The sequence below is a fragment of the Sphingobacterium sp. UBA7631 genome (genome assembly GCF_002483935.1).
GTDB lineage: Bacteria > Bacteroidota > Bacteroidia > Sphingobacteriales > Sphingobacteriaceae > Sphingobacterium > Sphingobacterium multivorum.
The window spans coordinates 52,313-77,474 of the sequence record NZ_DLIX01000011.1; the positions used below are offsets into that span (position 1 = coordinate 52,313).

The window sequence follows — 25,162 nt, forward strand, 5'->3', positions numbered from 1 at the left end:
AAATTAACAACGTTAAAAATGAATTTCACAATAATTTACTTAAGACCAACAAATAGATTGAAAACAATTTATATAAATATAATTTTTATTATTTAGAAATTCAAGTTTCCTTGTTGGAAAATTCAAGATAATAACATTATCTGCGATTGACAACGCTACCAAAAGCGATCTAAACTTTACTAAAAACTTAATTATATTTGAAAAAAAATTCCGATGAGCCGCCTCTCTATCTTATTTACTTTTATTTCAACAATGTTGTTCAGCTCTTTTGCCTACGGCCAAAATAGTGGCTGGGACAAGTTAGACAAGCAACTCGCGGAAGCAAGCAACGATTCGACCCGAGTATTGGCTTATTATAAAACCGCCTCAGAAATTTACCGCAACAATCCCCAAGAAGCACAGGAAATTGTTTCAAAAGGCATTAATATGGCTTCAGAAAAGAAGTTTTCAGCGTTGGAAATTGACTTGCTTAATCTCCAAGGTGTTATATATCTGAAGCTAAATAAGTTCGATGAAAGTGTAAAAACCCATTTTAACGTACTCAAAAAGCGGGAAGAACGTAACGATAAGAAAGGGGTGATGCTTTCTTACCTTAACATAGGAAATGTCTTTAATAAGAGTTATGATCCCGATCAGGCTTTAAAATACTACCAACGAGCACTAGACCTTTCAAAGGAAATTCATGATACCAGGAATCGAGCCAATATATCAACCAATATTGGGAATATATATGCGCAAAATGCATTGAATGGAGAAAACAAGAAGGATGTAGACCATGCTATTAACTACTTAGTAAAAACGGTTGAATTCTGTAAAGCCAATGCGCCGGAAGTTGATCTATTTAACACCTACATTTTACTAAGCTATCTCTATCTCAAGGCGGATAAACTCGAGTGGAGTACGTACTATACCGACCTTGCAATTGATATCACCACGACAAAAAAAGACCCTGTTGGTGAAAGTTATGCCCGTATTAATCGAGCCAATATTTACGTCAAAGAAAAGCGTTTTGATCTGGCAGCAAAAGAAGTAGCTCTTATCAAAAGTGTGATCGCAAAAAGCGGTTTTACAAATTTGACGGAAGATCTTCAAGGGGATTTTGACAAAATAGCAAAAGCAATCAAAGCGCAGGATGCACATTTAATACTGAGCGATCAAGATAGTTCGGATCGGAAGTTTCACGAAGATGCCGAAGTCCTCCGCGTACGTATCCGGGAAGAACTCCGCGAAAAGTATGAAAGCGACAAGAAAGAGCTTGAAAATAAAAACTTATTACTGAAAAACGCGAATGTAGAACGAGAAGCCCATTGGATAAAATTGATTTGGCTAGCCACCTTCTTTGTCCTTTTAATTATCTCAGTTATGGTACTGTTACTGATCAAAAAGAACAGACTATTACGTGAAGAAAAACAGAAAGTCGTTCAGCAAGCCGCCGAGATCAGGCATCAACATGAAGATCTTGTCCAGGCAGATCGATTTCGATCGAGCATCTTTTCCGTTGTCTCCCATGACCTCCGAAGTCCTTTGTCAACTTTCCAAGCGCTGCTTGCTGTATCCAAAATTGTCGACCTTCCAGCAGACGAAATTAAAAGTATGCTAATCAATATAGGCAATCAAGTTACAACAGCTTCCAAAATGCTCGACAGCCTACTCGTATGGTCTTCGCAACAAATGGCAAATGAAAAGCTTGAAATACAGGAAATTTCACCTTATCAAATTGTTAGGGAATGTGAGGCATTATTTATCGATCGGATTAATCTAAAAAATTTATCAATAGACGTCCGTATTTCCCCTCAATTGACCATCCAAAGTGATGTTAAACGATTTGAATTTATTATTCGCAATATCTTTAACAACGCTATTAAGTTTTCCTTTAGTGGTAAGACTATTATTTTCGACCAGCGGGAAACAGACAGCGAAGTACTTATTTCAATTACAGATCAGGGAATTGGAATGGACGAGCGAAAAATTGCTGCACTTAAAAATATGGGGAAACAGCAACACAGTCTAGAAGGCACTTTTGAAGAAAAGGGAGCAGGTATCGGCCTAATGCTTTGCCATGAATTTGCAAACCGTATGGGTTATTCGATTACGGTTGAAAGTAGCGAAGGTTTTGGAAGTACATTTATCGTTCATATACCAAAATAGCATTCTGTCCCAGAAAACAGAATGCTAATAAATGATTAAAAGCTTTTTACAATTCGCTTTAAGTACTCTCCGTACCCTGACTTACAGAGAGGTACAGAAAGTTTTAGCAACTGCTGGACATCAATGTAACCCATTCTGTAAGCGACTTCTTCAATTGCTCCTATTTTCATTCCTTGCCGCTCCTCGATTACTTGCACAAATTGACCTGCTTGCATAAGCGACTGTATAGTCCCGGTATCCAACCATGCTGTGCCACGATCAAAAATACCGACCTTTAATTTGCCCCGGCGAAGATACTCTTTATTGATATCCGTGATCTCGAGCTCACCACGAGGAGAAGGCTCTATATTCTTAGCAATCCTAACCACCTCGTTGTCATAAAAATAAACGCCAGGAACAGCATAATTCGACTTTGGAAATTGTGGCTTTTCTTCAATAGAAATAACGTTATTTCTTTCATCAAATTCAACGACACCATACCGTTCCGGATCCTGCACCGGATAGGCAAAGACTACCCCACCATCAGGATCTGCCGATGATTGCAATAGTTTTGAAAGCCCTGAGCCATAAAAGATATTATCGCCTAAAATTAAGGCTACTTTATCCTCACCAATAAATTCTTCTCCAAGCAAAAATGCTTGCGCCAGTCCATCTGGACTAGGCTGCTCTTTATATTCGAAGCGACAGCCTAATTGCGAACCATCCCCCAATAACTTTTCAAAATTTGGCAAGTCTTGCGGTGTCGATATAATCAAAATCTCGCGTATACCAGCCAGCATCAATGTCGACAAGGGGTAGTATATCATAGGTTTATCATATACAGGCATTAATTGCTTGCTTACGGCCAATGTAAGTGGGTGTAAGCGAGTCCCTGAGCCCCCAGCTAATATAATTCCTTTCATTTTACTGTTATTTAACGAAAAAGACTTTACAACGATATTGACAAAGTCTCCTTATTCTTTCTAATTATCTTTAAATCCTTCAGCGAGCATATCGCCCAGACTTATTTTCCAATCCGGCACTTCCACGCCAAATATTCTCTTAATTTTTGATTTATCAAGTAGCGAATACTTTGGCCTGCGAGCAGGTGTGGGGTACGCACTTGTGGGAATCGGTTTTACCTGACAATCGAACGATCGGAAATCACGTATTGCTACAGCAAAATCGTACCAAGAAATTTCACCTTCGTTGCTATAATGATAAATACCACCCTCCCATTCGTAGGAATCTACAATTTTTACTATTACCGAGGCTAGATCCTTCGCATAGGTCGGGCTTCCAATTTGATCCTTAATGACACCTACTTCATCACGCTCATCCATTAAACGACACATGGTTTTAACAAAATTTTTGCCGTAGGTGGAATATACCCAAGAGGTACGTATGATGATTGCTTCAGGACACCATTTTTGGATTGCCTGTTCCCCGGCCAGTTTCGTTCGTCCATATACATTGATAGGGGCTGTATGGGCAGTTTCTGCTAAAGCAGAAGCAGAAGACCCGTCAAAAACATAATCTGTCGAAATAGCGATTAGGCGTGTACCATGTAGATGGCAGTATTGTGCGATCTCTTCGCAAGCTACGTGATTGACCAAATCAGCCGTTACCTGATCCTCTTCCGCTTTATCCACAGCCGTATAAGCTCCCGCATGAATAATAAGGTCCGGCTCATACATTGCCAAAATTTGCTGTATGATCTGAATTTGATCCAATGGTAATTGTTTCCGGTCTAGAAAATAACACTCCTTTTGGGTATTATCCAACAAAAGATCTTTTAGTTCTGAGCCAAGTTGTCCTGAAGCTCCGGTTATAACAATCCGCATATCCTATGATATTAATTTCAAACGTAACTCTTCAAAGGATTGTGCCTTCTGATCTTTTTGAGAGAGAATCATTCGTTCGCTAGGAATTTGCCAGTCTATCGCTAATTCTGAATCCAATGGATTTACACCATCTTCCGACTCTTTATGGTAGCCGTTGTCACATTTATAGAAAAAGACCGCATGTTCAGACAATACAGAAAAGCCATGCAAAAAGCCTCTAGGAACAAATAATTGCTTTTTATTTTCAGTCGAAAGTTCAACCGAAATATGCTGCCCAAAAGTAGGTGATCCTGGACGCACATCGACAGCGACATCCAATACTTTACCTTCCACAACACGGACCAATTTCGCCTGCGCATTTTCACCGGCCTGTAAATGTAGACCTCGCACCACACCAAACTGTGATTTGGATTGGTTATCCTGTACAAAGTGCGGTGTGTAACCGAGTATGGCGGTTAGTTTGTTTTCATTAAAAGATTCAAAAAAATAACCTCTCTCATCTTCAAATACAGTCGGTTCAAGTATAAAACAGCCTTTTAATTTTGTTTCCGTATACGTCATGCTATGCGTCTTTGTATTGGTTGTCGTAATATTTTTGATAATCACCAGAAGTCACGTGACCCAACCACTCGTGATTAGCTAAGAACCAGTCTATCGTCCGGGATAAACCTTCTTCAAAAGTTACTGATGGTTTCCAGCCCAATTCCTGATTAATCTTCGTGGCATCAATGGCGTAGCGCAAATCATGACCAGGTCTGTCTTTCACAAAGGTAATCAACTGTGCTGAGGAGCCTTTTTCACGCCCCAATTTCTCATCCATTTGTTTGCACAGCTCCTTGATCAGGTCTATATTTTGCCATTCATTGAATCCACCCACGTTATAGGAATCGCCATTTTTCCCTTCATGAAAAACGAGGTCGATGGCTTTTGCATGGTCTATTACGTATAACCAATCGCGAGTATATTTCCCATCACCGTAAACAGGTAGCGGTTTATGATTTAAAATATTATGAATGCACAGCGGAATCAATTTCTCCGGGAAATGATTCGGTCCATAATTATTGGAGCAGTTCGTTAAAACAATAGGCAAGCCATAAGTATCATGATAAGCGCGCACAAAATGATCGGAGCTTGCTTTGGAGGCCGAATACGGTGAGTGGGGATCATAGCTTGTTTCTTCCGTAAAAAATCCAGTGTCACCGAGCGCGCCAAACACCTCATCCGTTGATACATGGTGAAATCTCCTTCCTTCAAAATTATCCTTCCAAATTGTCTTCGCCGCATTCAATAAATTGACCGTTCCAATCACGTTAGTCATAACGAAAGCCATGGGATCGACAATTGAACGATCGACATGCGACTCTGCAGCCAAATGGATAATACCATCGGGCTGATATTCTTGAAAAATAGCCGAGACAGCTTGCTGATCCGTAATATCCGCCTTAACAAAGGTATAATTTGGCAAATGCTCTATATCCTTTAAATTCTCTAGATTACCAGCATAGGTCAAAGCATCCAAATTTATAATTTGATATTCAGGGTATTTCAGAACAAACTCACGGACAACGTGTGAACCTATAAAGCCTGCTCCTCCAGTAATTAAAATTGTTTTATTCATATAATGATTCTCGAATGTTTAGACCATTGGTCTGCGAATGATGAGTTCACCAAATAGTTCGCTAAAATTAGGATGATTTTTGTTAATTGACAAGTTTTAATCCATGAGTAAATGGAATAAACAAAAAAAGCCTTCTATTCAGAGGGCTTTTCACTTCTTTATCGTGCTATTATCTAAAACTTACCTGTTTTATAATAGCATTACAATACATTCTTTACCAACGAATATACCGGCACCTCCGCTGCGGATTCATGAATCAATTCGATCTCCTTTTCCTCCGCCACTGTATCCAGCACTTCATATTCCGAATTTTGGGATTTAAACTCCGGAACAATTTGCTTCATTCCGGCAACAAGCTCCATAAAATCTGGCAATTTAGTATCAGCATCCAAAATCCGCTGACAGATCGCATTAATACGTTCTGCTTTAAGCGACAATTCATCGTGATTTACTTTTGCGATCATGATTTTTGGATGGTGTGTCTTTACCGTATTCTCATTATTTGCCAACAATTCCTCATAAATTTTCTCGCCAGGACGGAGCCCAACAATTTTAATATCAATATCTTCCGGGTAACGATAACCTTTCAATTTGATCATGCGTTTTGCCAGATCGATGATTTTAACAGACTTGCCCATATCGAACACAAAGATCTCACCTCCTTTACCCATCACGCCAGCCTCTTGTACCAATTGACATGCTTCGGGTATGGTCATAAAGAAACGCGTGATTTCAGGATGGGTCAGGGTAAGTGGGCCACCTTCTGCCATTTGCTTCTCAAAGAGCGGGATAACCGAACCATTTGAACCAAGTACATTTCCAAAACGTGTAATGATAAAACTCGTATTGGATTTACCACTGCAACTGCTCACATAAATCTCAGCCATGCGTTTAGTCGCCCCCATCACATTGGTTGGGTTAACAGCCTTATCCGTAGATACCATGACCATCTTTTTAGTGCCATATTGCATACAGAGATCAGCCACATTTTTGCTTCCCAATACATTGGTCTGAATCGACTCGTAGGGGTTCGCTTCCATTAATGGCACGTGCTTATAAGCCGCGGCATGAAAAACCAAATCGGGTTTGTATTGCGCAAAAATTTTCTGCATAAAGGCATAATTACGCACATCACCAACCACGCAATGCATCTGCTCAGGCTGTGTAGCCCTGATCGACTGCTGGATATCATATAGCGCAGACTCGGCTTGATCCAATAGAATCAACGTCTTATAGTGACGTCTGGCGATCTGACGGGCCAATTCCGAACCGATGGATCCGGCGGCGCCGGTCACCAAAATCACCTTCCCTTGCATCTCTTGTTCAATTTCAGGATGATCCAATTTGATCGGCTTACGTCCCAATAAATCTTCAATCTTTAGTGGCCTGATTTCACGTTTGGCTCCTGAATTAAGTAAAATTCGTGCCGGCGGCATGATTTTGAGTTCAAGTCCAATATTTTGGAACCAGTCTGATACATATTCCAAACGCTCGGGGTCATTATTTTCAACTGCGATGATGACCTGAGTAATTTGGCATTTTTCGACATAGTCTTTTGTAATCTCGGTAATATCTTTAATTTTAATTCCTGCTAATCGCTTTCCTATCCGTGATATCTTATCTTCCACAAAAGCAACTACTTGATATTTCGTTCTCGGATCCTCCTTCAATAAGGAGAATGATACTAGGCCTGGTCTCGAAGCTCCAAATATCAACACATTTTCACCTTTCCGGCTAGGCAAGAAGAGATATTCGTAAATTGTCCGATAGATTACACGTGCGCCTACCATAATAACCAGCAATATTGTGGCTTGCATAGTCAACACACCGTAAGACAATCTAAGATAATCTCCCGCCAAAGTTCCTTTCTCAAAAATAGCTTTAATAATGAAGGTGAACAGCATTAAAATCACATAGGCAGAACCAACTGTTTTAAAGATTTTAATGGTATCCCGAATACCCGTCTGCCGAACGATACCCCTAAAAGTATCATAGCATAAAAACATTAAAAGGTATATCAGCAATATCACGACAACTTTCTTCAACATCAATCCGATATCAAATACCCCCTTAAAGTTATTGACCACAAAATTAGAAAAGACGTAGCTTGCAAATACAAACCACATATCGATCATTAAAATGACCCATCTTGGATTGTCCTTTCTCAGGCGCCTTCTTAAATCTCCTAGAGAACCCATCATAGCTTTTTCTCTTATTTAATTAAAATTTTACTGACCGTGTCTGCGACAAACGAACACGATCTGATATGGCTTTATTACAATATTTTACAAAGGAGACGCAAGATAGTCAAATTTTCACACGTCAAACACCTCTTTGATAAAATATCATTAAAAAAGAACCCTAATCATTCGATCAATTTATCAACGTGGATTAAGCAACTATTATACCGAAACTGTTACATTGACAAAATATTATGAAATATCATTATAATTTAAAATGCAGGCTCATAAAAGACCAATATTTACCGGCATCCTTCGATACAATCCGGCATTCTATGCAACACCTTAGTTACTAACATGATTATTGGCATATTGTTTGTGTTAATTTATTGATAGTCATGGAAAGGAATTAAATTTTTACTTCTCCGCTTAATATAAACTGAAACGCCGCTCCTTAACTAAACTATTTTTCACAACATAATTAATGTACATCATGGGATTTTTTAGCAACCTGTTTGGGAAAAAGACTTCATCTATTCGCTCTTTTGCGCAATTGGAATTTCTAGAAGTAGATATGCATAATCATCTGTTGCCAGGTATTGACGATGGGAGCGATTCTGTACAACAGTCCTTACATTATATACAGGAGCTTCAACGCTTAGGCCTTAAAAAGTTTATCTGTACGCCACATATCATGGCTGGTGTTCATCAAAACACCAAATTCAGTATTGAACATGCGAAAGATTCGCTTGTCGAGGGACTAAAAAACTCGGCCAATAATGTGGATATATTTGGCGCTGCCGAGCATATGATTGACGAAAATCTTCCTTTACTAATTCGTGAAAATGAATTGTGCGTCATGCCCGGTGGTTATGTGCTGATCGAGATGTCGTACCTTTCAGAATCGAAAGCTTTATTCCACACGATTAGAGATATTCAAAAATTAGGGTATAAACCCATTCTTGCGCATCCCGAACGCTATAATTATTACCATAGCAATTTTAATATTTATAAGCAAATTAAAGATGCAGGTTGTCTGCTACAGTTAAATCTCCTTTCATTAAGCCGATATTATGGTGTCGATGTGAAAGCCATTGCTATGACTCTATTGAAATCAGGCATGTATGATTTTGTGGGAACTGACCTGCACCATCAGCGCCATCTGGACGCTTTAAAAAATATTGTTGAGAAATACCCCATTCGTGAGATGTTGAAAACCTCACCAATTTTAAATGAAACGCTTCTTGATCATATCACGCAGCATAAAGCGCAAGTTATCGCTGGATAAAGCAATAATATAACAGATTGGCGTTAATACTTTATAAACATGTTTTAAAATACGCTATTGTCTTGGACAGTCCTTCTTCCAGTTGAACTGTAGGATTCCAACCCAAGCTTTTCTTCGCAAGTTCAATGTCTGGTTTTCTTTGTTGTGGGTCGTCCTGTGGTAATGGTAAAAACTTAATCTTTGATTTTGATCCAGTTTGTAGAATCACCTGTTCCGCCAATTGTAGTATAGTGAATTCATTGGGATTACCAATGTTTACCGGCCCAATAAAAGACTTTTCAGTAGCCATCATGCGGATCATTCCTTCTACCAGATCATCTACATATTGAAAACTACGAGTCTGATTGCCTTCACCATAAATGGTAATGTCTTTATTTTGAAGAGCTTGCATAATAAAATTAGAAACTACACGTCCATCCTGAGGGTGCATGCGTGGACCATAAGTATTAAATATCCGTACGATCTTTATCGCAATATGATGCTGTCGGTGATAATCCATAAAGAGCGTTTCTGCACATCGCTTTCCCTCATCATAACAAGATCGAATACCGACAGGATTTACATTTCCCCAATAGCTTTCTTGCTGCGGATGAACCTTCGGATCGCCATATACTTCACTGGTAGAAGCTTGTAAAACGCGTGCGTTGACCCGTTTTGCAAGCCCAAGCATATTGATCGCTCCCATCACCGAAGTTTTAATGGTTTTAATTGGATTGTACTGATAATGAACAGGGCTTGCTGGACAGGCCAGATTATATATTTCATCAACCTCAGCCAAAAAAGGCTCCGTCACGTCGTGCCGCACAAGCTCAAAATAGGGATTCTGTAGCAAATGAACAATATTCGATTTATCCCCAGTAAAAAAATTGTCCATACAGACCACTTCATTACCATCGTTCAATAAACGTTCACAAAGATGAGACCCTATAAATCCAGCTCCACCCGAAACCAGAATTCTTTTTTTTAGGTTATACATAAATTATCAATTTATAATTTCGAGTTTTTACCGATTAGATGCTGTGTCCATTAGCGGAATACGAAAACCGAAACGGGAGCCGACATTTTCTTCCGACTCAAAAAAGAATGCTCCACCATTTTGATGGATAAAATGGTAAACTACCCATAGACCTAAACCTTTACCTTTCTCCCGCATAGGGGTTATCTTTCCCTCTTCCATTATCTGCTCTTGCAGTTGGCGTTGTGCTTCCACACTCATTCCTACCCCCGTATCGACAAATTCAACAAGAACATCATCTCCATCTCGGTATAAATTCAGCTTAATCAGGGAATCTTCATGGCTAAACTTCACAGCATTAATCAAAAGATTCCTTAAGATACTTTTCATGATATCCGCATCAAAAAAGATTTGTAATCCGGATTGTAATGTTAATTGAATTTCGATATTTTTTAATTTAGCTGTAGGCTGAAGAGTCTCCACCACACCTTTGATCATTTCATCGAGCTCAATTTCTTGTGGCATATAGCTCAATACACCCAGGCTGTTTTTGGTCCACTTAAGCAGATTGTCCAAAACACTGAAAAGTTGTTCCGCAATATCATTGCCTGTATTGATCATATCTCCATACCCAGTATCACTTCCCTCAGGACTCATAGTCAAAATATTTAAGATCATTTTGAGCGAAGAAATCGGACTTCGGAGATCGTGTGCCAGAATAGCATACATTCTATCGCGGTTTAATATTGCTTCCTGAAGCTGTGCTGTCTGCTTTGCAATTGTATGGCTCGATTCAATAAGCTTGATTTGATGTTTGATGCGCTGAAGTAATTCCTTTTTATTGAAAGGTTTCGGAATATAATCTACACCGCCACTATCAAATCCACGTACAACATCATCCGGCGATTTTAAGTTCGTAATAAATAACACTGGAATATGCTTATAGAGCTCCATGGATTTCAGTTCCTTGGTTAGATCAAATCCGTTGGTATTCCCCATCATGACGTCCATTAAAATAAGATCTATCTTTTGCTGTTGCAAATTTTCAAATGCCCCTTTAGCACCGGAAGCGGAGAATACGTTGAAGTGCTCACGTTCTAAAATCTCTTTTAGCACAAAAAGATTGAGCTCAGAATCCTCTAAGATCAGAATATTATACATTGAAAAATCGATTTCCATAGATCATTATTAGCTTGTTTAGACACTGTCTAGAAGGATGCTATCCTTTTTATAAAATTCATAAATCAATAATACACTAATAATTGCACCCATAATTTGTGTAGCAAAAATGTTATATATCAGTTTACTTTAAAATCAACCAATACAGGAAGATGATCGCTATAGTCTACATCGCCTGTTCTGTAATTTACAGCCTGAAAAGTAGCTCCAGAAAAGAATACAAAGTCAATGCGAAAGAGCTTCATTAAATTACTGTAAGTATATCCATAGCCATTCCCTGCTTCGCGAAAAGCATCCTTTAAGTTTCCTTTAATTTTATGATAACTATAGGAATTAGGACTATTATTAAAGTCACCGCAAATAACCGTAGGAAAAGAAGATTGATCGATTAAATTTCTTAAATAATCAGCCTGCCCACCTCTCAGCCTAAAATTTTCAGACATTGTTTTAATTGCATTCCACCATTTAAAGGTCGTATTCTCAGCAGGCAGTAAATCCCCTTTTACCTGGTTCCAATTTGTTGTTTGCAAGTGGCAGTTTCCGATCCTGATCTTTTCTCCTCTGAGGGAAAGGTCGGCAAAAAGTGCACAATTGGGCCGCTCTTTAAACGAAACAGCCTGTACTGAGTCCAGCGGAAATTTACTTAAGATAGCAAGTTGATTCTGCCCGGATTTACTCCCTGTCATTATGAAATATTGAAACTGGCCAAACGACTGCTTGAGTTCCGACACGGAACAGTCGGAAGGGACTTCCTGTAAACATAAGGTATTTACTCGCTGCGAATCAATATAGGAAGCAATCTGTTGCATCGAAGATAGATTAAAAATCATTTTGAATTCACGAACGTTGTAAGATGCGAAACGTATGTCTGTCGTTTCTGTTTGCGCTATCCCGTTTATCTGAATTACTTTTATGAAATAATGAAAGTTGGCCAATAGTGCTATTAAAGGGCAAATACTGTACCAACTACGCTTATATACCCCGATAATAAAAAAAAGAAAATTACTACATATAAGCCCTGGTAACAACACACCAATCCATTGGAAAATAACAGTAGTCTGTGGGGAAATAAACAAAGCCAAAAACGATAAGGAGGAAAGCATAGCCACCATTAGGATGACAATCCGGATCAGTAACCCGGAGATGCTCAATGGCCTAAATTCAATATCTTTACTCATTGTATGCTATTTTAATTTTGTTCGCTTAAGGGCAATCTTATGCTAAAAGTAGCTCCTTGTCCAAGCTCCGATTCGACACCCAGCTGTCCATTCATCTGCTCAACAATACCTTTACAAATTGCCAGCCCCAATCCCGTACCCTTATCCATTGAATTAATCTTATAAAATCTATTGAAGATCAACTGTTGATTTTCCTTGGCTATGCCAATACCATTATCTATAACATAGAATTCTACATGATCATTACTTAATCTGTAACCAACGTGTATAGTACCCTCAGGTGGTGTAAATTTTAAGCTGTTGTTAATTAAATTGACAAGTACCTGAATCACTCTTCCACGATCCAAACGTGTCACCAATTCCTTTTCAGGAATGTCAAAAATTATAGCTGGCTGTTCCTCATCTGACAAGAAACTCATCGATAGCTCGTTTAATATTCCTTTAAGGGACACGTCCGAATTCTTTAACCTTACTTTACCTGCATCCATCTGTGACATTTCCAATACATCCGTTATCAGCCGTAGCAGCTGGCTGCTATTTGCATTGAGGAGCTCACCATATTCCTTTCGCAGCTCAGGATCTGGCGTATCGGCAATAATACTTCCAAAGCCCATAATGGCGCTAAGCGGCGTCCGGATTTCATGATTCATATTGGAGATAAATGCAGATTTTAACCGCTCAGATTCCTCAGCAGCTTCTTTTGAACGCAATAGCTGCTCCTCGTAACGAAGCTGATCCGAAATATCCCGCTTGATGGTCCAGATGATATCTTCACCGTTACCATTTTTGATCATCAACGAACTGCATTCTGAGCCAATTATATCCAGGTCTGGATACACTGTATCACAACGATATTGATAATAACCCGAGGCAGAAATGATTTTTTGCACAGATAAGGCCCAGGCTTCTTCTGTTGTAAACTCCCGCAGGCATTCAAAAACTTTTAAGTCAGCAATGATCTCTTCTTCTTTCAGGCCATTTTGCTGTCGGCATGCCTTATTCGCAAAAGCCATCTTCCCATTTTTATGGCATGCGAAAATACTGTATGGTGCATTATCAACAACAGCAAGCACCATTTCAAGTTCATTTCGATTCTTAATAAAATCGCTTACATTCTGTGAAAAGCCATCTATGATACGAATATTGTTTTCAAGGCGTTTCGCATATTTTGTCGCCCGTACATACGTGATGGGTGTATCGGGCTGTTTTATCCGGTACTCAAATGTGCTATACTCAATAGCGTCATTATGCAGAAAAGCCTCCATCTTCTTTCTATCATCCGGGTGAACCTGTGCGAGCAGATCCTGCAAAGCGATTTTCTCAGGCTCTTCAAGATTTTTCTTTCGAAGGTTCGAATAGCCATTATGCGTAAACTCCTGCTGCTGCAGATCATAAGTCCAATGCCCAATCATAGCGACCTTCCCCACCTCAAGTTGGGCGGTCAATGCAGATTTAAGGCGGTACTTCATGTTACTACGCTGCGTGATATCCCGATATTGGCAAATCAGATGTTCCTCGTCAAATTTGTGAATGACGAACTTAAAATAATACATCTGCTCTTCAGTAGGCAGGTCGTAATTTAGATTGGAAGTCTCTCCTGTTTTGCGGCAAAAGTTAAATTCATGTTCGATAAGCGCCGAAGTTGGCTGAGGTAAAATAGACAACAAATTTTTCCCAACTATATCAATATCGGAATTTAAAACCGGATTGTTTGTCTTCATTATCGCATCTACACATATATTATCTTTATTCACCAGCAACAATGTATCACAAGTCATATTCAAGACCTTCTCCAAGAACTTTAAATCATGTAATATTTTTTTATCCATAACATTCATTAGATTATTTTCTTTGAGATTTCTCCCAGCCACCAATAAAGCTTCTACTAAACAAATAATAAATCCCGCGTATTACATTGATGTTCATAAACAGAAAGTAATATGGAATATAAAACAACTTTGTACTATTGGGATTATTTCGCATCAAATACCCTAAAACCGCACAAAGATAAAAGACACACTGAAGCACAAAAATGACAGAAAACACATTGAGAGGTGACAAACACCGATATCCAAGAATTGCCGCCAAGGGGAAGAGTGTAAAAAGCGCAAAAGGTGTAACAGACCAACGCAATACACGATGTGAAATATATTGAAAGCTCAACTTTCCAAATTTAAAGCCATTTAGTAACGGCAGTAATCTTCCTATAGACTGCCATCCCCCAGCAGCAATACGTCGTTTCCTTTTTCCTTCCTCTTCCATATTCAGCGAGCCATATTCAACAGCATAGGCATCCGCTGTGTATGCAATACGGTAGCCTTTTAATGCGATGCGCATGGATAGCATAAAATCATCTAACAAGGTATCTTCCTCCATCGCAGCGAATAATTCTGTCCGTATAGCAAACAATTCTCCAGCGGCACCTACAGCAGAATAAAATTCGTAATCCAATTTTTTTAATAGCGACTCATATTTCCAATAGGCTCCCTCACCTTTTGAAGAAACAGTATCGTCATTATCAAAAGCCACTCTTTTTTCACCCGAGACACAGCCAATTGTCGGATCTTCAAATTGGCGAGCAATAATTTTCAACGCCCCGGCATTCAGTAAACAATTTGCATCGCTAAAGACGACAATTGGAGTTTTCACATATTCCATACCGTGATTAACGGCAGCTGTTTTACCTTTCCTATGGGCTGAACCGATAATCTTTACCATCGGATACTTTGCTAACCGCTCACGACTATCATCAGTACTTCCATCTATAACCCAAAGAATGTTTAATTTATCTTTAGGATAATCAAGCTCAAGGCAGTTCAGCATCTTATCTGCAATTATTTCGGACTCATTGTAGGCTGTAATAAATAGGGTCAATGGCGGAAGCTCATTCCCGTCGCTATTTTGAAACATCCCCTTTATGGCAATAGGGTATGGAAATAATCTTGCCAATATATAAATTATGATAGCATAACCGATATAGGTATATAGCACTAAGGATATACAAGTCCAGAAGACAAATTGAAGCATAGGCGGATAGAATTTAGACAAAAATAGACAATTATTTTTACTGAATCCTATTCGATTCCTCATCCTGGTAATGCTTTTTTCCCGAAAATAGCCCACCCATGGATGTTATCGCTTTGCGCAACCTGACAAAAAAGCTATTCGCAAGAGATCCGTCGGCAGAGATTGTATTCTGTCCCGTCATCGCCCGCGCCTTTGAACTTCTAATAAAATGAATCTTTCCATAGGCCTTAAGTCCCAAAGCCATTGACCCGTCTTCGCCACGTTTTATATCTGTCCTAAAATTAACCTTGCGCCCCAGCTCGGTCTTAAAGGAAAAAACCATCCCCCGCACGCATAATTCAGGCCTTTTTATAAATTGCAGGTTCAGGTAAATATCCCGAAGTCCTTCATAAAACCAAAGGAAAGTTCTCGACTGCCCAGCTCGGGGCAAGAAACTCCACAAACTGCATGTGGCGGATATACCTGGTCTATCTAATGCTTTTATATGCGTTTCAGCATAGCCTGGGGGATACATAGTGTCTCCATCTACGCAAAGCATTAATTTGCCCCGTGCTTGATCAAGACCACATTGCCTAGCAAAGCCCGGGCCCTGCTTTAGTTCATTGTGATAAGTCGCACCAAGTCGCTTTAAAAGTGATTCCGTTTGATCCGTCGAATTATTGTTAACGACAATTAATTCCATGGGCAAATGACACCGCTGTTCTGCTAAAGACCAGAGACATGCCAAAAGCTTCTTTTCTTCATTATAAGCGATGACCACAATACTAATAATCGGGTCAGAACTTGAAGAAAGCTGAATCTGTGCCCGAACCTTTTCGATAACATCGTTATCTACAGAACCCACTTCCTGGTCATAGACCTTCACATATTGTGTATACCATTTAGCCATCCTAGCGTCAATTATTTTATTAAACATTAAATTGCTTGCAGCACTTTATTCATCTGTTCGGCCCATGATAAGTCCAAAATACTATTTCGAATACAGGATGGGTCAAATTTCTCCTTCTTTAAAAATTCCAGTATTTTAGTGATATCAATAGCGGATTCATCAGGACTCGCTTTAATTACATAAGGTTTACTGTCAAAATCAGCGTCAGATTCCGAATAGATAAAGGGAATTCCGCGCGCTGCATATTCTCTATTTTTTAAGGTTTTTATGACCTGTATACCACTGCGATGACGGCCTAAACTACCGATTGCAAAGTCGGCCAGATTAAATATGGCATCCAATTCTTCTCCCCAAAGCGGACCGTGTAAGACGACGTGTTGCTGAAGATTGAATTGTGCTATCGGTTCCAAAATAGATGAGCGTTCACGTTCGCTGCTGAATTGTCCCACCAAGTGAAAAATGATTTGGCAATCAGGGTGACTTTGTTTATAAATACCAAGCCCGCGAACCAGCCGGTCAAATCCATGCCAATAATGGATTTCCGCAACGCCTAACAAATGGATCGTTCGTTTTTCTGCTCCTTCCTGCGGTTTACGAACTGGAATGGCACTGAAGTCTATCCCATTGGAGATAGGGATCGCTCGCCGCCCAAAAATTGTTCGGACATCAGAAAAAGTCACAAACGCATTCAATTGCTTTGCAAGCTTTTTACGATAAAGACGGTCTATTGCCAATTCGAGGCGCATGCGCAAGGTGACATACTCCTGATCATAGGGATAAGTCGGAATCTCCAATAACACCTTTGCGCCCGAAAGCCGCATCTTCTTCACCATGTTTAATGTGAAAGGATTGGCATTATGGTCGGACCGGATATAAATCAGTTGGAACTTATTTTTCCGTACGTATTCTGAAATCGCCCGATAGTCTATACGTTTACGTATTTTGGCTATTGGACCTCTACCGAAATCCCTAAGAATCTCGTCTCCGATCTTCCATACACGTGATCCATTCCTCTCTACAGTGTAATAACAAAGCTGCACATCGACGCCATTGGATTTCAAACCATTAATTTGACCCCATATTTTTTTACTTATACCATTATGTTCACTAAAACCATGGAATACTAAAAAAAGTACCTTATACGATTTATCTTTCACTGGAACCTTCACGTTCGATTGTTGTTAAATACTTTTGCTGCTGGACTGGAAAATACGAAAAGAATATCAATACAAGAAAAAATGATCAAAATGCTTTAATGAAAAAGTTTGATAGATAATATCATCTTACTGAATTGATGACTTACGTAAAAATGCCAACAGCAGATTGCGATACCCTCCGAACCAAATCATTAAGATCATAGAAAAAACATAGATACCAGTTTTGAGTGCTAAGCGAAACCCCAAATTATCGGGCAAATAGTACCCTACTACCAAATGAAAAATAAGCCCAAGTAGGAGTGCAAAAAAGATGGGGCGCCATAGGCTATTGAAAAAGCCAACCATACTCCGTTTGAATACCACGCGATACATTAGCCAGTACGCCTGTACAAAATTGACACTAAATGTAACCAATAAACACATAGCCACTGCGTCAATACTTTTAGCGTAAAATACACCAAATAGTATTCCCGCAACATTTAATACGGCCGAAAACAAGCCGCATATAAACAGGTTTTTGGTATCACCAGCTGTTTGGAAAATGGAGCCCGATGAGGATAGTATCAATTGGATCCCGACCGTTAGACTCAATATTTTAAAGGAAGGAATAGCTAATCCCCACTGCGGTCCAAAAAATAATAAAATGAGTTCTTCAGCCGAAAAAAAAAGGAAAACAGAAAGCGGAAATCCGATCAGCGACAATAAACTGGTTAATTTTAGATTTGCCTCATAAAGATATTCATTATCCTTTCCCTTCTGACTTAATATCGGATGGATCACTGGTGTAATCACCTGCGTTATGTTTTGGAGTGGCAATGACATTAATCGATAAGATTTGTCATAGAATCCCAGCGGTACCATGCCTAGATATTTACCGATTAATAGCGTATCCGAATTTCTGCTGAAATAGTTGATAATATTAAATAAAAACTGAAAAATAGAATAAGAAAATAAAGGCCGAAGAGGTTGAAATGAAAAACGTAGGCTAAATTTTAACGGATACTTAAGATATGAAATAATAAAAATCAATAGTGATGAGAATATCGGATTTAAAATAAGCGCGTACACCCCCATTCCTTTAAAGGCAGCAATTATAGATAGACCGCCGCCCACAATTTGAACAATCAAACTTCGTAAAGCGATCGACTTAAATAACCTATCGCGAAAAAATAAGGCATTAGGAACTACGGTAATTCCCGAAAAAAATAGGCTTAGCGCCAGCAATTGGCAGATTGGTTTCAATTGGGGCTGTCCATACCATTTCTCAATAATTTCAGCAGACAAAAAGAATAGTACTGACAAAGTGATAGCAATATATACAGAAAGGGAAAATAAATAGCCTAATGCCTTTCGATCCAGCTCTTTGTGCTGTATAACTGCAGGAGACAGTCCGAAATCAGCTATTAAATTTAGAAAAGCAATCGCCACCGTAGCTATGGCCACTACGCCAAACTGATCTGGTGCGAGCAATCGTGCTAAAACCGCGGTAACGACCAGCGAAATCACCAAATTCGCATATTTGGCCAATGCCGTGAAAAATACCCCAGAAACGATTTCCTTTTTTATGTTATCCATGCAAAAAGCCTTTCTTAAACAGTAGAACTCCGATCGTTTTAAATGAAACATATCTTCGCCAATGCGTTAAAACCAACAGAAATACTTTCCAGCGGTCAGCGGTCGATAGCACATGTGCTTTCCATACCACTGCGTCCAACATACGATGCAGATACAACTCAATAATTTGTCTGCTATCCGAATACTTTCGTCCGTACTCCCTCAAACGCCGGGCAACTGTGAAGTAACATGTTATATTAAAAAGTTTTAATCGGCTTGTCATAATGGAATCTGGCCTGACACGCCTCTGAAAAAATTGCTCTGGGATATAAGCAACTCGAGCTGCCGCTAGATACAATAAGACTGTAAACAACTCATCCTCATGCACAATACCGGGTTCAAATCCAAATCCATTACGATCAAGTATGTCTTTACGAATTAAATACATACAAGCTGAAGAGAAAAAGTCGTCTGTGTTCAGTTGCTGTTGCAATGCGTCCGACCCACTAAAAACAGTATAAGCCGGCATTTTTTGTCGGGAATAATTAAAATCCTTTAGTATGGAGCTATCCGAATTATCCGCAAAAACCGAAGCATCAAAATAAACAAAATCGAGGTCTTTCTTTTCACAATAATCCAAACACATGGATAGTGCATCTGCACGCAGCAGGTCATCACTATCCATAAAATAAATATACTGGCCGTTCGCAAGAGAAAGGCCTCTATTTCTGGCAGCAGATAGGCCTTGATTTTCCTGGGAAAATAATTTGACACGGTTATCGCATGAACTCCATTTTTCCAGTATCGAGAGACTTTGATCGGTCGAACCGTCGTTGATCAGTATAAGTTCAACATCAGCATATTCCTGATGAATAATGCTCTGTATAGCCTGATCAACATACATAGCTGTATTATAAACAGGCATTATAATGCTAATCAACGGTCTTTCATTCATGGTTTGATCCAGGCATTAAGATTAAAATCGTACTTTTTCACAATTTTGGCCGGGTTTCCAACGACAACACTATATGGCGGAACATCTTTTGTAACCACAGAGCCCGCGCCTATTACAGCATGCTCACCTATGCTAATACCTGCTAAAATAACGACATTCCCGCCGATCCAGACATCGTCAGCAATCGTCACTGGAGCGGTGCTGACTCCTTGGTCTGCAATAGCTTTGGTCACATCTTCATATGCGTGGTTTAATCCTGAAATAAGAACATTTTGACCGATATTCACTTTATTACCAATCGTCACTGGCCCAATGATCGTATTCGAAATTCCTATTCGGCTATTGTTGCCGATAAATAAATCGCCGACAGCGTTATTCAATACAGCAAATGACTCGACCACGGATCGAGACCCTATAATACATGTACGAAAAGGAACCAGATCACGACGCACACTACCATAAATCACCGAACCCGTCCCCCGTTTAACATAAAAAAACTGCAGCATACGAACATACCATCGCGGCCGTGTACGCACAGGATTCATGATAAACCAGTGCAGTAAGCGCTTGAACTTAGGATGATTATGAATGTACGCTTTCATATATTGCTAATGTATGTTTCCCTGTATGTTGCCAACTGAAAGCTTCGCTTCGCGCCAAACCTTTACTAACAAGCGAGCCATATAACTGTGGTTCATCTTCTAATTTCAACATGCCTGCTGCAATGGATTTGATATCCATCGGGTCTGTATATACCACATTATCCCCGGCTACCTCAGGAATAGCCGATGTATTTGAAGTAACCACAGGTGTGCCACAAGCCATAGCTTCAAGCAAGGGAAGTCCAAAGCTTTCCCGGATAGAAGGATACAAAAAAGCAAAAGCACCATTGTAAACTTCAACCAATTTGTCATGAGCTATATATTCTTCGACTACAATAAAATCTTTTATTGTCAACAGATCAAGTTCTTTTAATAATTTTTCCAAATATGTATGATCTAAATCGGCCAGGAGCAACCTTTTCTTGTAATTGCTTCTCTTCAAATAAAAAGCATAAGCCATCAAAGTATTCCTTAGGTTTTTTTTGGGATCCGTATTACCTAAAAGAAGCCAAAAAGCCCCCTTCTCAAGCTTTAAAAACGTACTTTCCGAAGGTATATCCATCGATTTAAATCGTGAACTTACACCATTATAGACTGTGATAAGTTTTTTCTGTAGATGCGGAAAGGCCGCTTCGATATTTCTTTTTTCAAAGTTAGAGACAGTGATGACGGTATGAACCCTTTTCAATACACGTGGCACGACCCAACGCCTATAGATACGGCCCAAGTTTTGATACATGGACGAATTGCTACCAATCTTTTTCTCCATAAAGATGATATCGTGCAACGTAAGTACCAAGGGAATAGATAACCCCAATGGGGCAGTGTTGGAGGTACAGTGCAGGATATCCGCATTGCTGGTTTTAATAAGTTTAGGTAAGAGAAGTTGCTCCCAAATAAAATAATTAGAGCTTTCCAAAACTTTAATCTCAAAATTTGCTGAACCTTCCAAACAGCGGTCCTCTCCCGGTCCAACAGCAATAATATACCGGTTAAAGGTATCCAACTTTTGAAGCGCACGGATTACTTCCAATGCCACAAAATCCATCCCGTGTTTATTAAGGCGAAAGATTCGTTGTGCCTCAATTACTATTGTCTTCTTTTTTTTCGCCATGCGGTGTATGCACAAAAGTATTACGTCCCGATTTGATTCCCATAAAGCTACGTAAGATTGCCATAAAAATAAATGGTAATTTTAAAAAGCAGAGCAGAGTCCTGCGCGTATAAAATCTATTAGGTATAGCCAGAGCAAGTGACACGATAAACAAGCCATAGAGTATAAGCCATTTATAGGCCAATGCTGGAGCTACCAAATAGACGATACAGCCCAAAATAGGAACCATCCCGAGCAAAATAATGCGGGGCGGAATCGACCATTGGATCAGTTTGTCGAGCATAGGCCAGTTGCGGGTACGAATTATTGTACGAAATCGCTTCAAAGTATTCAAAAAAGTGTCAATTTGAGCAGCAATCCATCTTTTTCGCTGATTGGATAGATCGCGACGGTTCTGTACTTTCTCGTCTAGTACATACACATCTTCCAAATAAACCGTAAATATCTTATCTACGAGCAAATAATACTCCAGCTCTTTATCCTCTCCCATGGAGCTTATTTTAGCCATCGTATTTTTAAACCACTTAATTTCAAACAACATGCCCGAACCCGTCAATGCGGCGGGTAACCCCAGGTTCACATGCCCCTGCCTAAAAATTGAATTATTTATTTCCTCACTGATCCCATCGAGATATGCGGTATCGGTATTGCTATTTTTTGCTATGCGATGTGTTTGGACGGCAACCGCGCCAGATGCAAAGCAATCGTTGACGAGTGCTAGATAATTTGGAGAAACTAAATTATCAGCATCCAATATAACAACGCCATCAAAATCTTCTTCTTTGATAACGTTCATTGTCAGATTTAGAGCAGCTGCTTTGGATCTTTTTTCATACGTAGGAATAAGTATTCGAACGCCTAACTCTTCAAGTTCCTGGTTTGTCTCTCTCGTCATACTATCAGAAACAACGATAATTTCGAAAAGCTCTTTTGGATAGTCTTGTTTTAAGAAAGAGCGTATACTATCAACAATTACTGCATCCTCCTTATATGCTGGAAATATGATAAGGAATCGATGTTGAATATTCGATCGTTCAAAGAATAATTTCTTAGGAATGCGAAAGCCGACTGCAAAAACAAAGAAATACATGATCCAGACAAGGAAAGGAATAAAAATCAATGTTTCAATAACAAACAAAACCGTTTCCATCAGCTTAGATTCTTTTTAGAAAATAATTTAATCCCAGACCATGTCCCTGAACATACTGCGCCAATATGCCTCCACATACCCGAAAAAACAAATTTAATCAATCTTGTACTATTCGCTATCCCAATAAGATAAAAAAAAGCCAAAATCCGGCTCATCCCCGACCTATTTCGATAAGCAAATAACAAGCGATTACGTGTCAGATAAAATGTTTTTAATGGGGAGTCCTGGCCCGTGGAAGCGCTTTCTTTATGATAGATATGGGCAGCTGCAAAATACACTAATTTATACTTTTTATTGATCCGACAGCTCCAGTCCAACTCCTCATAGTAAAGAAAGAAAAGCTCCGACATCATACCAATTTCTCTGATCGTTCTTTTGGGTACCACCATAGCTGCACCATGCAAATAGGGGATCTCCATGCTTGTATCATATTGACCTTTATCCATTTCCCGATAACCGATCTGTTTATTACGTAGGGTAATTGATGTCAGCGGTGTACACCCAGCAAATTGGATCATTCCCTTGGGTTGATAATACATTATCTTAGGTGAAATTCCACCTACTTGTGAATCTAGCGCAAATACTTCTAACATGCCCAAAATTTCGCTATCGGCGTTTTCTGGAAGCAGTGTATCATTATTTAAGAAATAAATAAATTCACCAGTAGCGATTTCCAGCCCCAAGTTATTTCCTCCTGCAAATCCCAGGTTCATTCGGTTATAATAGCCTTTGATATTAGGAAATTGATGTTTGATCAGACTATATTCATCTTTTAACGAACCATTATCGATGACAATAACCTCATATGCAAAAGATAGTCTTGCATTTAGAATACTTTCCAATAGGGAAATTGTATCGGCCAATCCATTGTAATTGACCGTTATGAAAGATATTTTATACGGTTCTGATGTCATCGCTCAATTTTTTGTCCAAATAAGGCGAAAGCATAATAACCCCCATTAGAATGTATACGGTCTGCCCAGTAGGCATTTGATGGAGCACTTCATTCGCATACCCCGCGACCATAATTCCTGCAAGTCCGGCTGCAGAAGCCATTGCAATAGACTTGATCCGCCTATCTTTCAGTCGAAATAGCACGTAATATGTGCCATATCCCAATATCGTGAGACATAAAATAATATAGCAAATAAGACCGAAGATCCCCGTTTCTACCCATATAAAAACGAAGGAAGAATCTGTTGCGATACCATGTATTGCATCTCCTTCATTCGCATGTTTAGACCCGCCCAATCCTATACCAAACGGATGGTCGCCCATAAAGGTTCGCATTTTTTTCTGGTTTTCCAAGCGAACATTAAAGGAAGCATCCTTTGAAAAAGAGAAAGCCGTCCGCATACGACGGATATCGGAACTGCTATTGCCAATGGTCGTTAAATTAAAGAAAGCAAAAGCCATTATTAATAAAGAAAGACCAAAGATTATCCACTTCCACTCCTTTACAAGGACAATGAAGAAAGCAAAGCCTGCAAAAGGAACAGCAATAGCGGCCCTTGTCCCGGATATCATTAGCCCGTAAGCCGCAAAAGCGACAACAAAAATATAAAGAAAACGTCTTTTTGCCTGCTTCTCATAAATAGCTAAGATCGTAAAAACTACCACAGCCAAGCCCATATGGCAGCCAAAGTTTGCTGCATCACTAAAGAACGAAAAGTAGCGGATCCCACTATAAATAACATGCGTATGAGCGCCGAATGTATATAGCCAAGCAGACTCGAATCGGTCTAAACCAATATATTTTTGGCCTATTGCCTTTAAAGCTCCCAACAGAACAAGTATACCCCAAACTTTAAAAAATAAGCGCAATTTGGCAATATTATCCAGACTAATAAAAACCAATAATTGAAATAAGACAATATGCATTCCAATGCTACGGACTGTCGTTATCCAGTTCGCAAAACTGGACATTGGATTTACAATCTCCAGCATGCAATAGAGCATCCAAAGGATGGAGATCAGGAGAAAAGAATTAAAGTAAACCTTGCCTAAAGGATTTCCCCGAATAAAATGTAAAGCTAGCGAGAGAAAATTAAATAAGATCAAAAGATCGAGTATGACGCCTACCGGGAGCGGAAATGTGATATAGCGACCAAAACCCATCACCAGGTAGGATACAATATATAATAGAAAGAAACAACTTATTGGCGAAGACAGCAGGACAATAATAACCAATAGAAATACAGGCAACATATAGAACACCATAGCCGATGACACACCTGCAAAAGTAAAAATGCAAGTCCCTGCCAATCCCCCGAGTATAAGGAAAAGCAGGAGCAAATGCCGACTGGTTATCATCGATTTTGTATGATCATACTGCATCATAGCCC

21 protein-coding genes are annotated in these 25,162 nt (G+C 39.4%); 2 read left to right on the forward strand and 19 right to left on the reverse strand.

What is annotated here, in order from left to right; translation table 11 throughout:
• Nucleotides 1-213: 213 nt before the first annotated feature.
• Nucleotides 214-2,148: a tetratricopeptide repeat-containing sensor histidine kinase gene (locus B3P16_RS22605; protein ID WP_286844467.1), complete on the forward strand. Its 1,935-nt coding sequence runs from the start codon at nucleotides 214-216 to the stop codon at nucleotides 2,146-2,148.
• 35 nt (nucleotides 2,149-2,183) lie between these two features.
• Here the strand turns inward: B3P16_RS22605 and rfbA are convergent, their stop codons facing one another.
• From rfbA to B3P16_RS22630, 5 genes are all read right to left on the reverse strand, one after another.
• A complete protein-coding gene (gene rfbA / locus B3P16_RS22610; RefSeq protein ID WP_286770400.1) occupies nucleotides 2,184-3,050 on the reverse strand; it encodes a glucose-1-phosphate thymidylyltransferase RfbA in 867 nt (288 codons plus the stop codon).
• A 60-nt stretch (nucleotides 3,051-3,110) separates the two neighbouring features.
• Nucleotides 3,111-3,971 carry a dTDP-4-dehydrorhamnose reductase gene (gene rfbD, locus B3P16_RS22615; protein ID WP_286844469.1) on the reverse strand — a complete coding sequence of 287 codons (861 nt, stop codon included), beginning with the start codon at nucleotides 3,969-3,971 and terminating at the stop codon, nucleotides 3,111-3,113.
• Between the two features lie 3 nt (nucleotides 3,972-3,974).
• Complete coding sequence (gene rfbC / locus B3P16_RS22620) at nucleotides 3,975-4,532, reverse strand: dTDP-4-dehydrorhamnose 3,5-epimerase (RefSeq protein ID WP_286844471.1); 558 nt, start codon at nucleotides 4,530-4,532, stop codon at nucleotides 3,975-3,977.
• 1 nt (nucleotide 4,533) lies between these two features.
• Nucleotides 4,534-5,589, reverse strand: a complete 1,056-nt coding sequence (rfbB, locus tag B3P16_RS22625; RefSeq protein WP_286844473.1) for a dTDP-glucose 4,6-dehydratase — start codon at nucleotides 5,587-5,589, stop codon at nucleotides 4,534-4,536.
• Between the two features lie 200 nt (nucleotides 5,590-5,789).
• Nucleotides 5,790-7,790, reverse strand: coding sequence for a polysaccharide biosynthesis protein (locus B3P16_RS22630; RefSeq protein WP_286844476.1), 2,001 nt, complete (start codon nucleotides 7,788-7,790; stop codon nucleotides 5,790-5,792).
• A gap of 472 nt (nucleotides 7,791-8,262) precedes the next feature.
• Between B3P16_RS22630 and B3P16_RS22635 the strand changes: the two genes are divergently transcribed.
• Nucleotides 8,263-9,057 carry a tyrosine-protein phosphatase gene (locus B3P16_RS22635; protein ID WP_286770395.1) on the forward strand — a complete coding sequence of 265 codons (795 nt, stop codon included), beginning with the start codon at nucleotides 8,263-8,265 and terminating at the stop codon, nucleotides 9,055-9,057.
• 31 nt (nucleotides 9,058-9,088) lie between these two features.
• On the opposite strand, the gene B3P16_RS22640 is transcribed toward B3P16_RS22635, so the two are convergent.
• From B3P16_RS22640 to B3P16_RS22705, 14 genes are all read right to left on the reverse strand, one after another.
• Nucleotides 9,089-10,033 (reverse strand): UDP-glucuronic acid decarboxylase family protein, encoded by a 945-nt coding sequence (locus tag B3P16_RS22640; protein ID WP_286770394.1) that lies wholly within the window; start codon nucleotides 10,031-10,033, stop codon nucleotides 9,089-9,091.
• A gap of 27 nt (nucleotides 10,034-10,060) precedes the next feature.
• Nucleotides 10,061-11,191 carry a hybrid sensor histidine kinase/response regulator gene (locus B3P16_RS22645; RefSeq protein WP_286770393.1) on the reverse strand — a complete coding sequence of 377 codons (1,131 nt, stop codon included), beginning with the start codon at nucleotides 11,189-11,191 and terminating at the stop codon, nucleotides 10,061-10,063.
• Nucleotides 11,192-11,310: 119 nt separating this feature from the next.
• The gene (locus B3P16_RS22650) at nucleotides 11,311-12,369 is read right to left on the reverse strand and encodes an endonuclease/exonuclease/phosphatase family protein (RefSeq protein ID WP_286844479.1); all 1,059 of its coding nucleotides are present in this window, start codon (nucleotides 12,367-12,369) and stop codon (nucleotides 11,311-11,313) included.
• An 11-nt stretch (nucleotides 12,370-12,380) separates the two neighbouring features.
• Nucleotides 12,381-14,198, reverse strand: a complete 1,818-nt coding sequence (locus B3P16_RS22655; RefSeq protein ID WP_286844481.1) for a PAS domain-containing sensor histidine kinase — start codon at nucleotides 14,196-14,198, stop codon at nucleotides 12,381-12,383.
• 13 nt (nucleotides 14,199-14,211) lie between these two features.
• The gene (locus B3P16_RS22660; RefSeq protein WP_286844484.1) at nucleotides 14,212-15,318 is read right to left on the reverse strand and encodes a glycosyltransferase family 2 protein; all 1,107 of its coding nucleotides are present in this window, start codon (nucleotides 15,316-15,318) and stop codon (nucleotides 14,212-14,214) included.
• A 115-nt stretch (nucleotides 15,319-15,433) separates the two neighbouring features.
• Nucleotides 15,434-16,285 carry a glycosyltransferase family 2 protein gene (locus B3P16_RS22665; protein ID WP_286844486.1) on the reverse strand — a complete coding sequence of 284 codons (852 nt, stop codon included), beginning with the start codon at nucleotides 16,283-16,285 and terminating at the stop codon, nucleotides 15,434-15,436.
• A 26-nt stretch (nucleotides 16,286-16,311) separates the two neighbouring features.
• Nucleotides 16,312-17,454 carry a hypothetical protein gene (locus B3P16_RS22670; RefSeq protein WP_286844488.1) on the reverse strand — a complete coding sequence of 381 codons (1,143 nt, stop codon included), beginning with the start codon at nucleotides 17,452-17,454 and terminating at the stop codon, nucleotides 16,312-16,314.
• 114 nt (nucleotides 17,455-17,568) lie between these two features.
• Complete coding sequence (locus B3P16_RS22675; protein ID WP_286844490.1) at nucleotides 17,569-19,017, reverse strand: lipopolysaccharide biosynthesis protein; 1,449 nt, start codon at nucleotides 19,015-19,017, stop codon at nucleotides 17,569-17,571.
• Entirely contained in the window at nucleotides 19,010-19,951 is a 942-nt protein-coding gene (locus B3P16_RS22680) for a glycosyltransferase (protein WP_286844493.1), read from the reverse strand. Before B3P16_RS22680 ends, B3P16_RS22675 begins: the two co-directional genes overlap by 8 nt.
• Entirely contained in the window at nucleotides 19,948-20,553 is a 606-nt protein-coding gene (locus B3P16_RS22685) for an acyltransferase (RefSeq protein ID WP_286766793.1), read from the reverse strand. The genes B3P16_RS22680 and B3P16_RS22685 overlap by 4 nt, the downstream gene beginning before the upstream one ends.
• Nucleotides 20,534-21,667: a glycosyltransferase family 4 protein gene (locus B3P16_RS22690; RefSeq protein ID WP_286844495.1), complete on the reverse strand. Its 1,134-nt coding sequence runs from the start codon at nucleotides 21,665-21,667 to the stop codon at nucleotides 20,534-20,536. Before B3P16_RS22690 ends, B3P16_RS22685 begins: the two co-directional genes overlap by 20 nt.
• Nucleotides 21,636-22,817, reverse strand: a complete 1,182-nt coding sequence (locus B3P16_RS22695) for a glycosyltransferase (RefSeq protein WP_286844497.1) — start codon at nucleotides 22,815-22,817, stop codon at nucleotides 21,636-21,638. Before B3P16_RS22695 ends, B3P16_RS22690 begins: the two co-directional genes overlap by 32 nt.
• Nucleotides 22,817-23,731 carry a glycosyltransferase family 2 protein gene (locus B3P16_RS22700; RefSeq protein ID WP_286844499.1) on the reverse strand — a complete coding sequence of 305 codons (915 nt, stop codon included), beginning with the start codon at nucleotides 23,729-23,731 and terminating at the stop codon, nucleotides 22,817-22,819. The genes B3P16_RS22695 and B3P16_RS22700 overlap by 1 nt, the downstream gene beginning before the upstream one ends.
• Entirely contained in the window at nucleotides 23,712-25,157 is a 1,446-nt protein-coding gene (locus B3P16_RS22705) for an O-antigen ligase family protein (protein ID WP_286844502.1), read from the reverse strand. Before B3P16_RS22705 ends, B3P16_RS22700 begins: the two co-directional genes overlap by 20 nt.
• Nucleotides 25,158-25,162 lie beyond the last annotated feature (5 nt).

Excerpts from the sequence above, each read along its gene's own strand:
- B3P16_RS22655 (WP_286844481.1), bottom strand. The coding sequence starts at position 14,198 with ATGGATAAAAAAATATTACATGATTTAAAGTTCTTGGAGAAGGTCTTG.
- B3P16_RS22650 (WP_286844479.1), bottom strand. The coding sequence starts at position 12,369 with ATGAGTAAAGATATTGAATTTAGGCCATTGAGCATCTCCGGGTTACTG.
- B3P16_RS22675 (WP_286844490.1), bottom strand. The coding sequence starts at position 19,017 with ATGGATAACATAAAAAAGGAAATCGTTTCTGGGGTATTTTTCACGGCA.
- B3P16_RS22605 (WP_286844467.1), top strand. The coding sequence starts at position 214 with ATGAGCCGCCTCTCTATCTTATTTACTTTTATTTCAACAATGTTGTTC.
- B3P16_RS22640 (WP_286770394.1), bottom strand. The coding sequence starts at position 10,033 with ATGTATAACCTAAAAAAAAGAATTCTGGTTTCGGGTGGAGCTGGATTT.
- B3P16_RS22645 (WP_286770393.1), bottom strand. The coding sequence starts at position 11,191 with ATGGAAATCGATTTTTCAATGTATAATATTCTGATCTTAGAGGATTCT.
- B3P16_RS22690 (WP_286844495.1), bottom strand. The coding sequence starts at position 21,667 with ATGGCGAAAAAAAAGAAGACAATAGTAATTGAGGCACAACGAATCTTT.
- rfbC (WP_286844471.1), bottom strand. The coding sequence starts at position 4,532 with ATGACGTATACGGAAACAAAATTAAAAGGCTGTTTTATACTTGAACCG.
- rfbD (WP_286844469.1), bottom strand. The coding sequence starts at position 3,971 with ATGCGGATTGTTATAACCGGAGCTTCAGGACAACTTGGCTCAGAACTA.
- B3P16_RS22665 (WP_286844486.1), bottom strand. The coding sequence starts at position 16,285 with ATGGCTAAATGGTATACACAATATGTGAAGGTCTATGACCAGGAAGTG.
- B3P16_RS22630 (WP_286844476.1), bottom strand. The coding sequence starts at position 7,790 with ATGATGGGTTCTCTAGGAGATTTAAGAAGGCGCCTGAGAAAGGACAAT.
- rfbB (WP_286844473.1), bottom strand. The coding sequence starts at position 5,589 with ATGAATAAAACAATTTTAATTACTGGAGGAGCAGGCTTTATAGGTTCA.
- B3P16_RS22695 (WP_286844497.1), bottom strand. The coding sequence starts at position 22,817 with ATGGAAACGGTTTTGTTTGTTATTGAAACATTGATTTTTATTCCTTTC.
- B3P16_RS22685 (WP_286766793.1), bottom strand. The coding sequence starts at position 20,553 with ATGAAAGCGTACATTCATAATCATCCTAAGTTCAAGCGCTTACTGCAC.
- B3P16_RS22700 (WP_286844499.1), bottom strand. The coding sequence starts at position 23,731 with ATGACATCAGAACCGTATAAAATATCTTTCATAACGGTCAATTACAAT.
- B3P16_RS22680 (WP_286844493.1), bottom strand. The coding sequence starts at position 19,951 with ATGAATGAAAGACCGTTGATTAGCATTATAATGCCTGTTTATAATACA.
- rfbA (WP_286770400.1), bottom strand. The coding sequence starts at position 3,050 with ATGAAAGGAATTATATTAGCTGGGGGCTCAGGGACTCGCTTACACCCA.
- B3P16_RS22635 (WP_286770395.1), top strand. The coding sequence starts at position 8,263 with ATGGGATTTTTTAGCAACCTGTTTGGGAAAAAGACTTCATCTATTCGC.
- B3P16_RS22705 (WP_286844502.1), bottom strand. The coding sequence starts at position 25,157 with ATGATGCAGTATGATCATACAAAATCGATGATAACCAGTCGGCATTTG.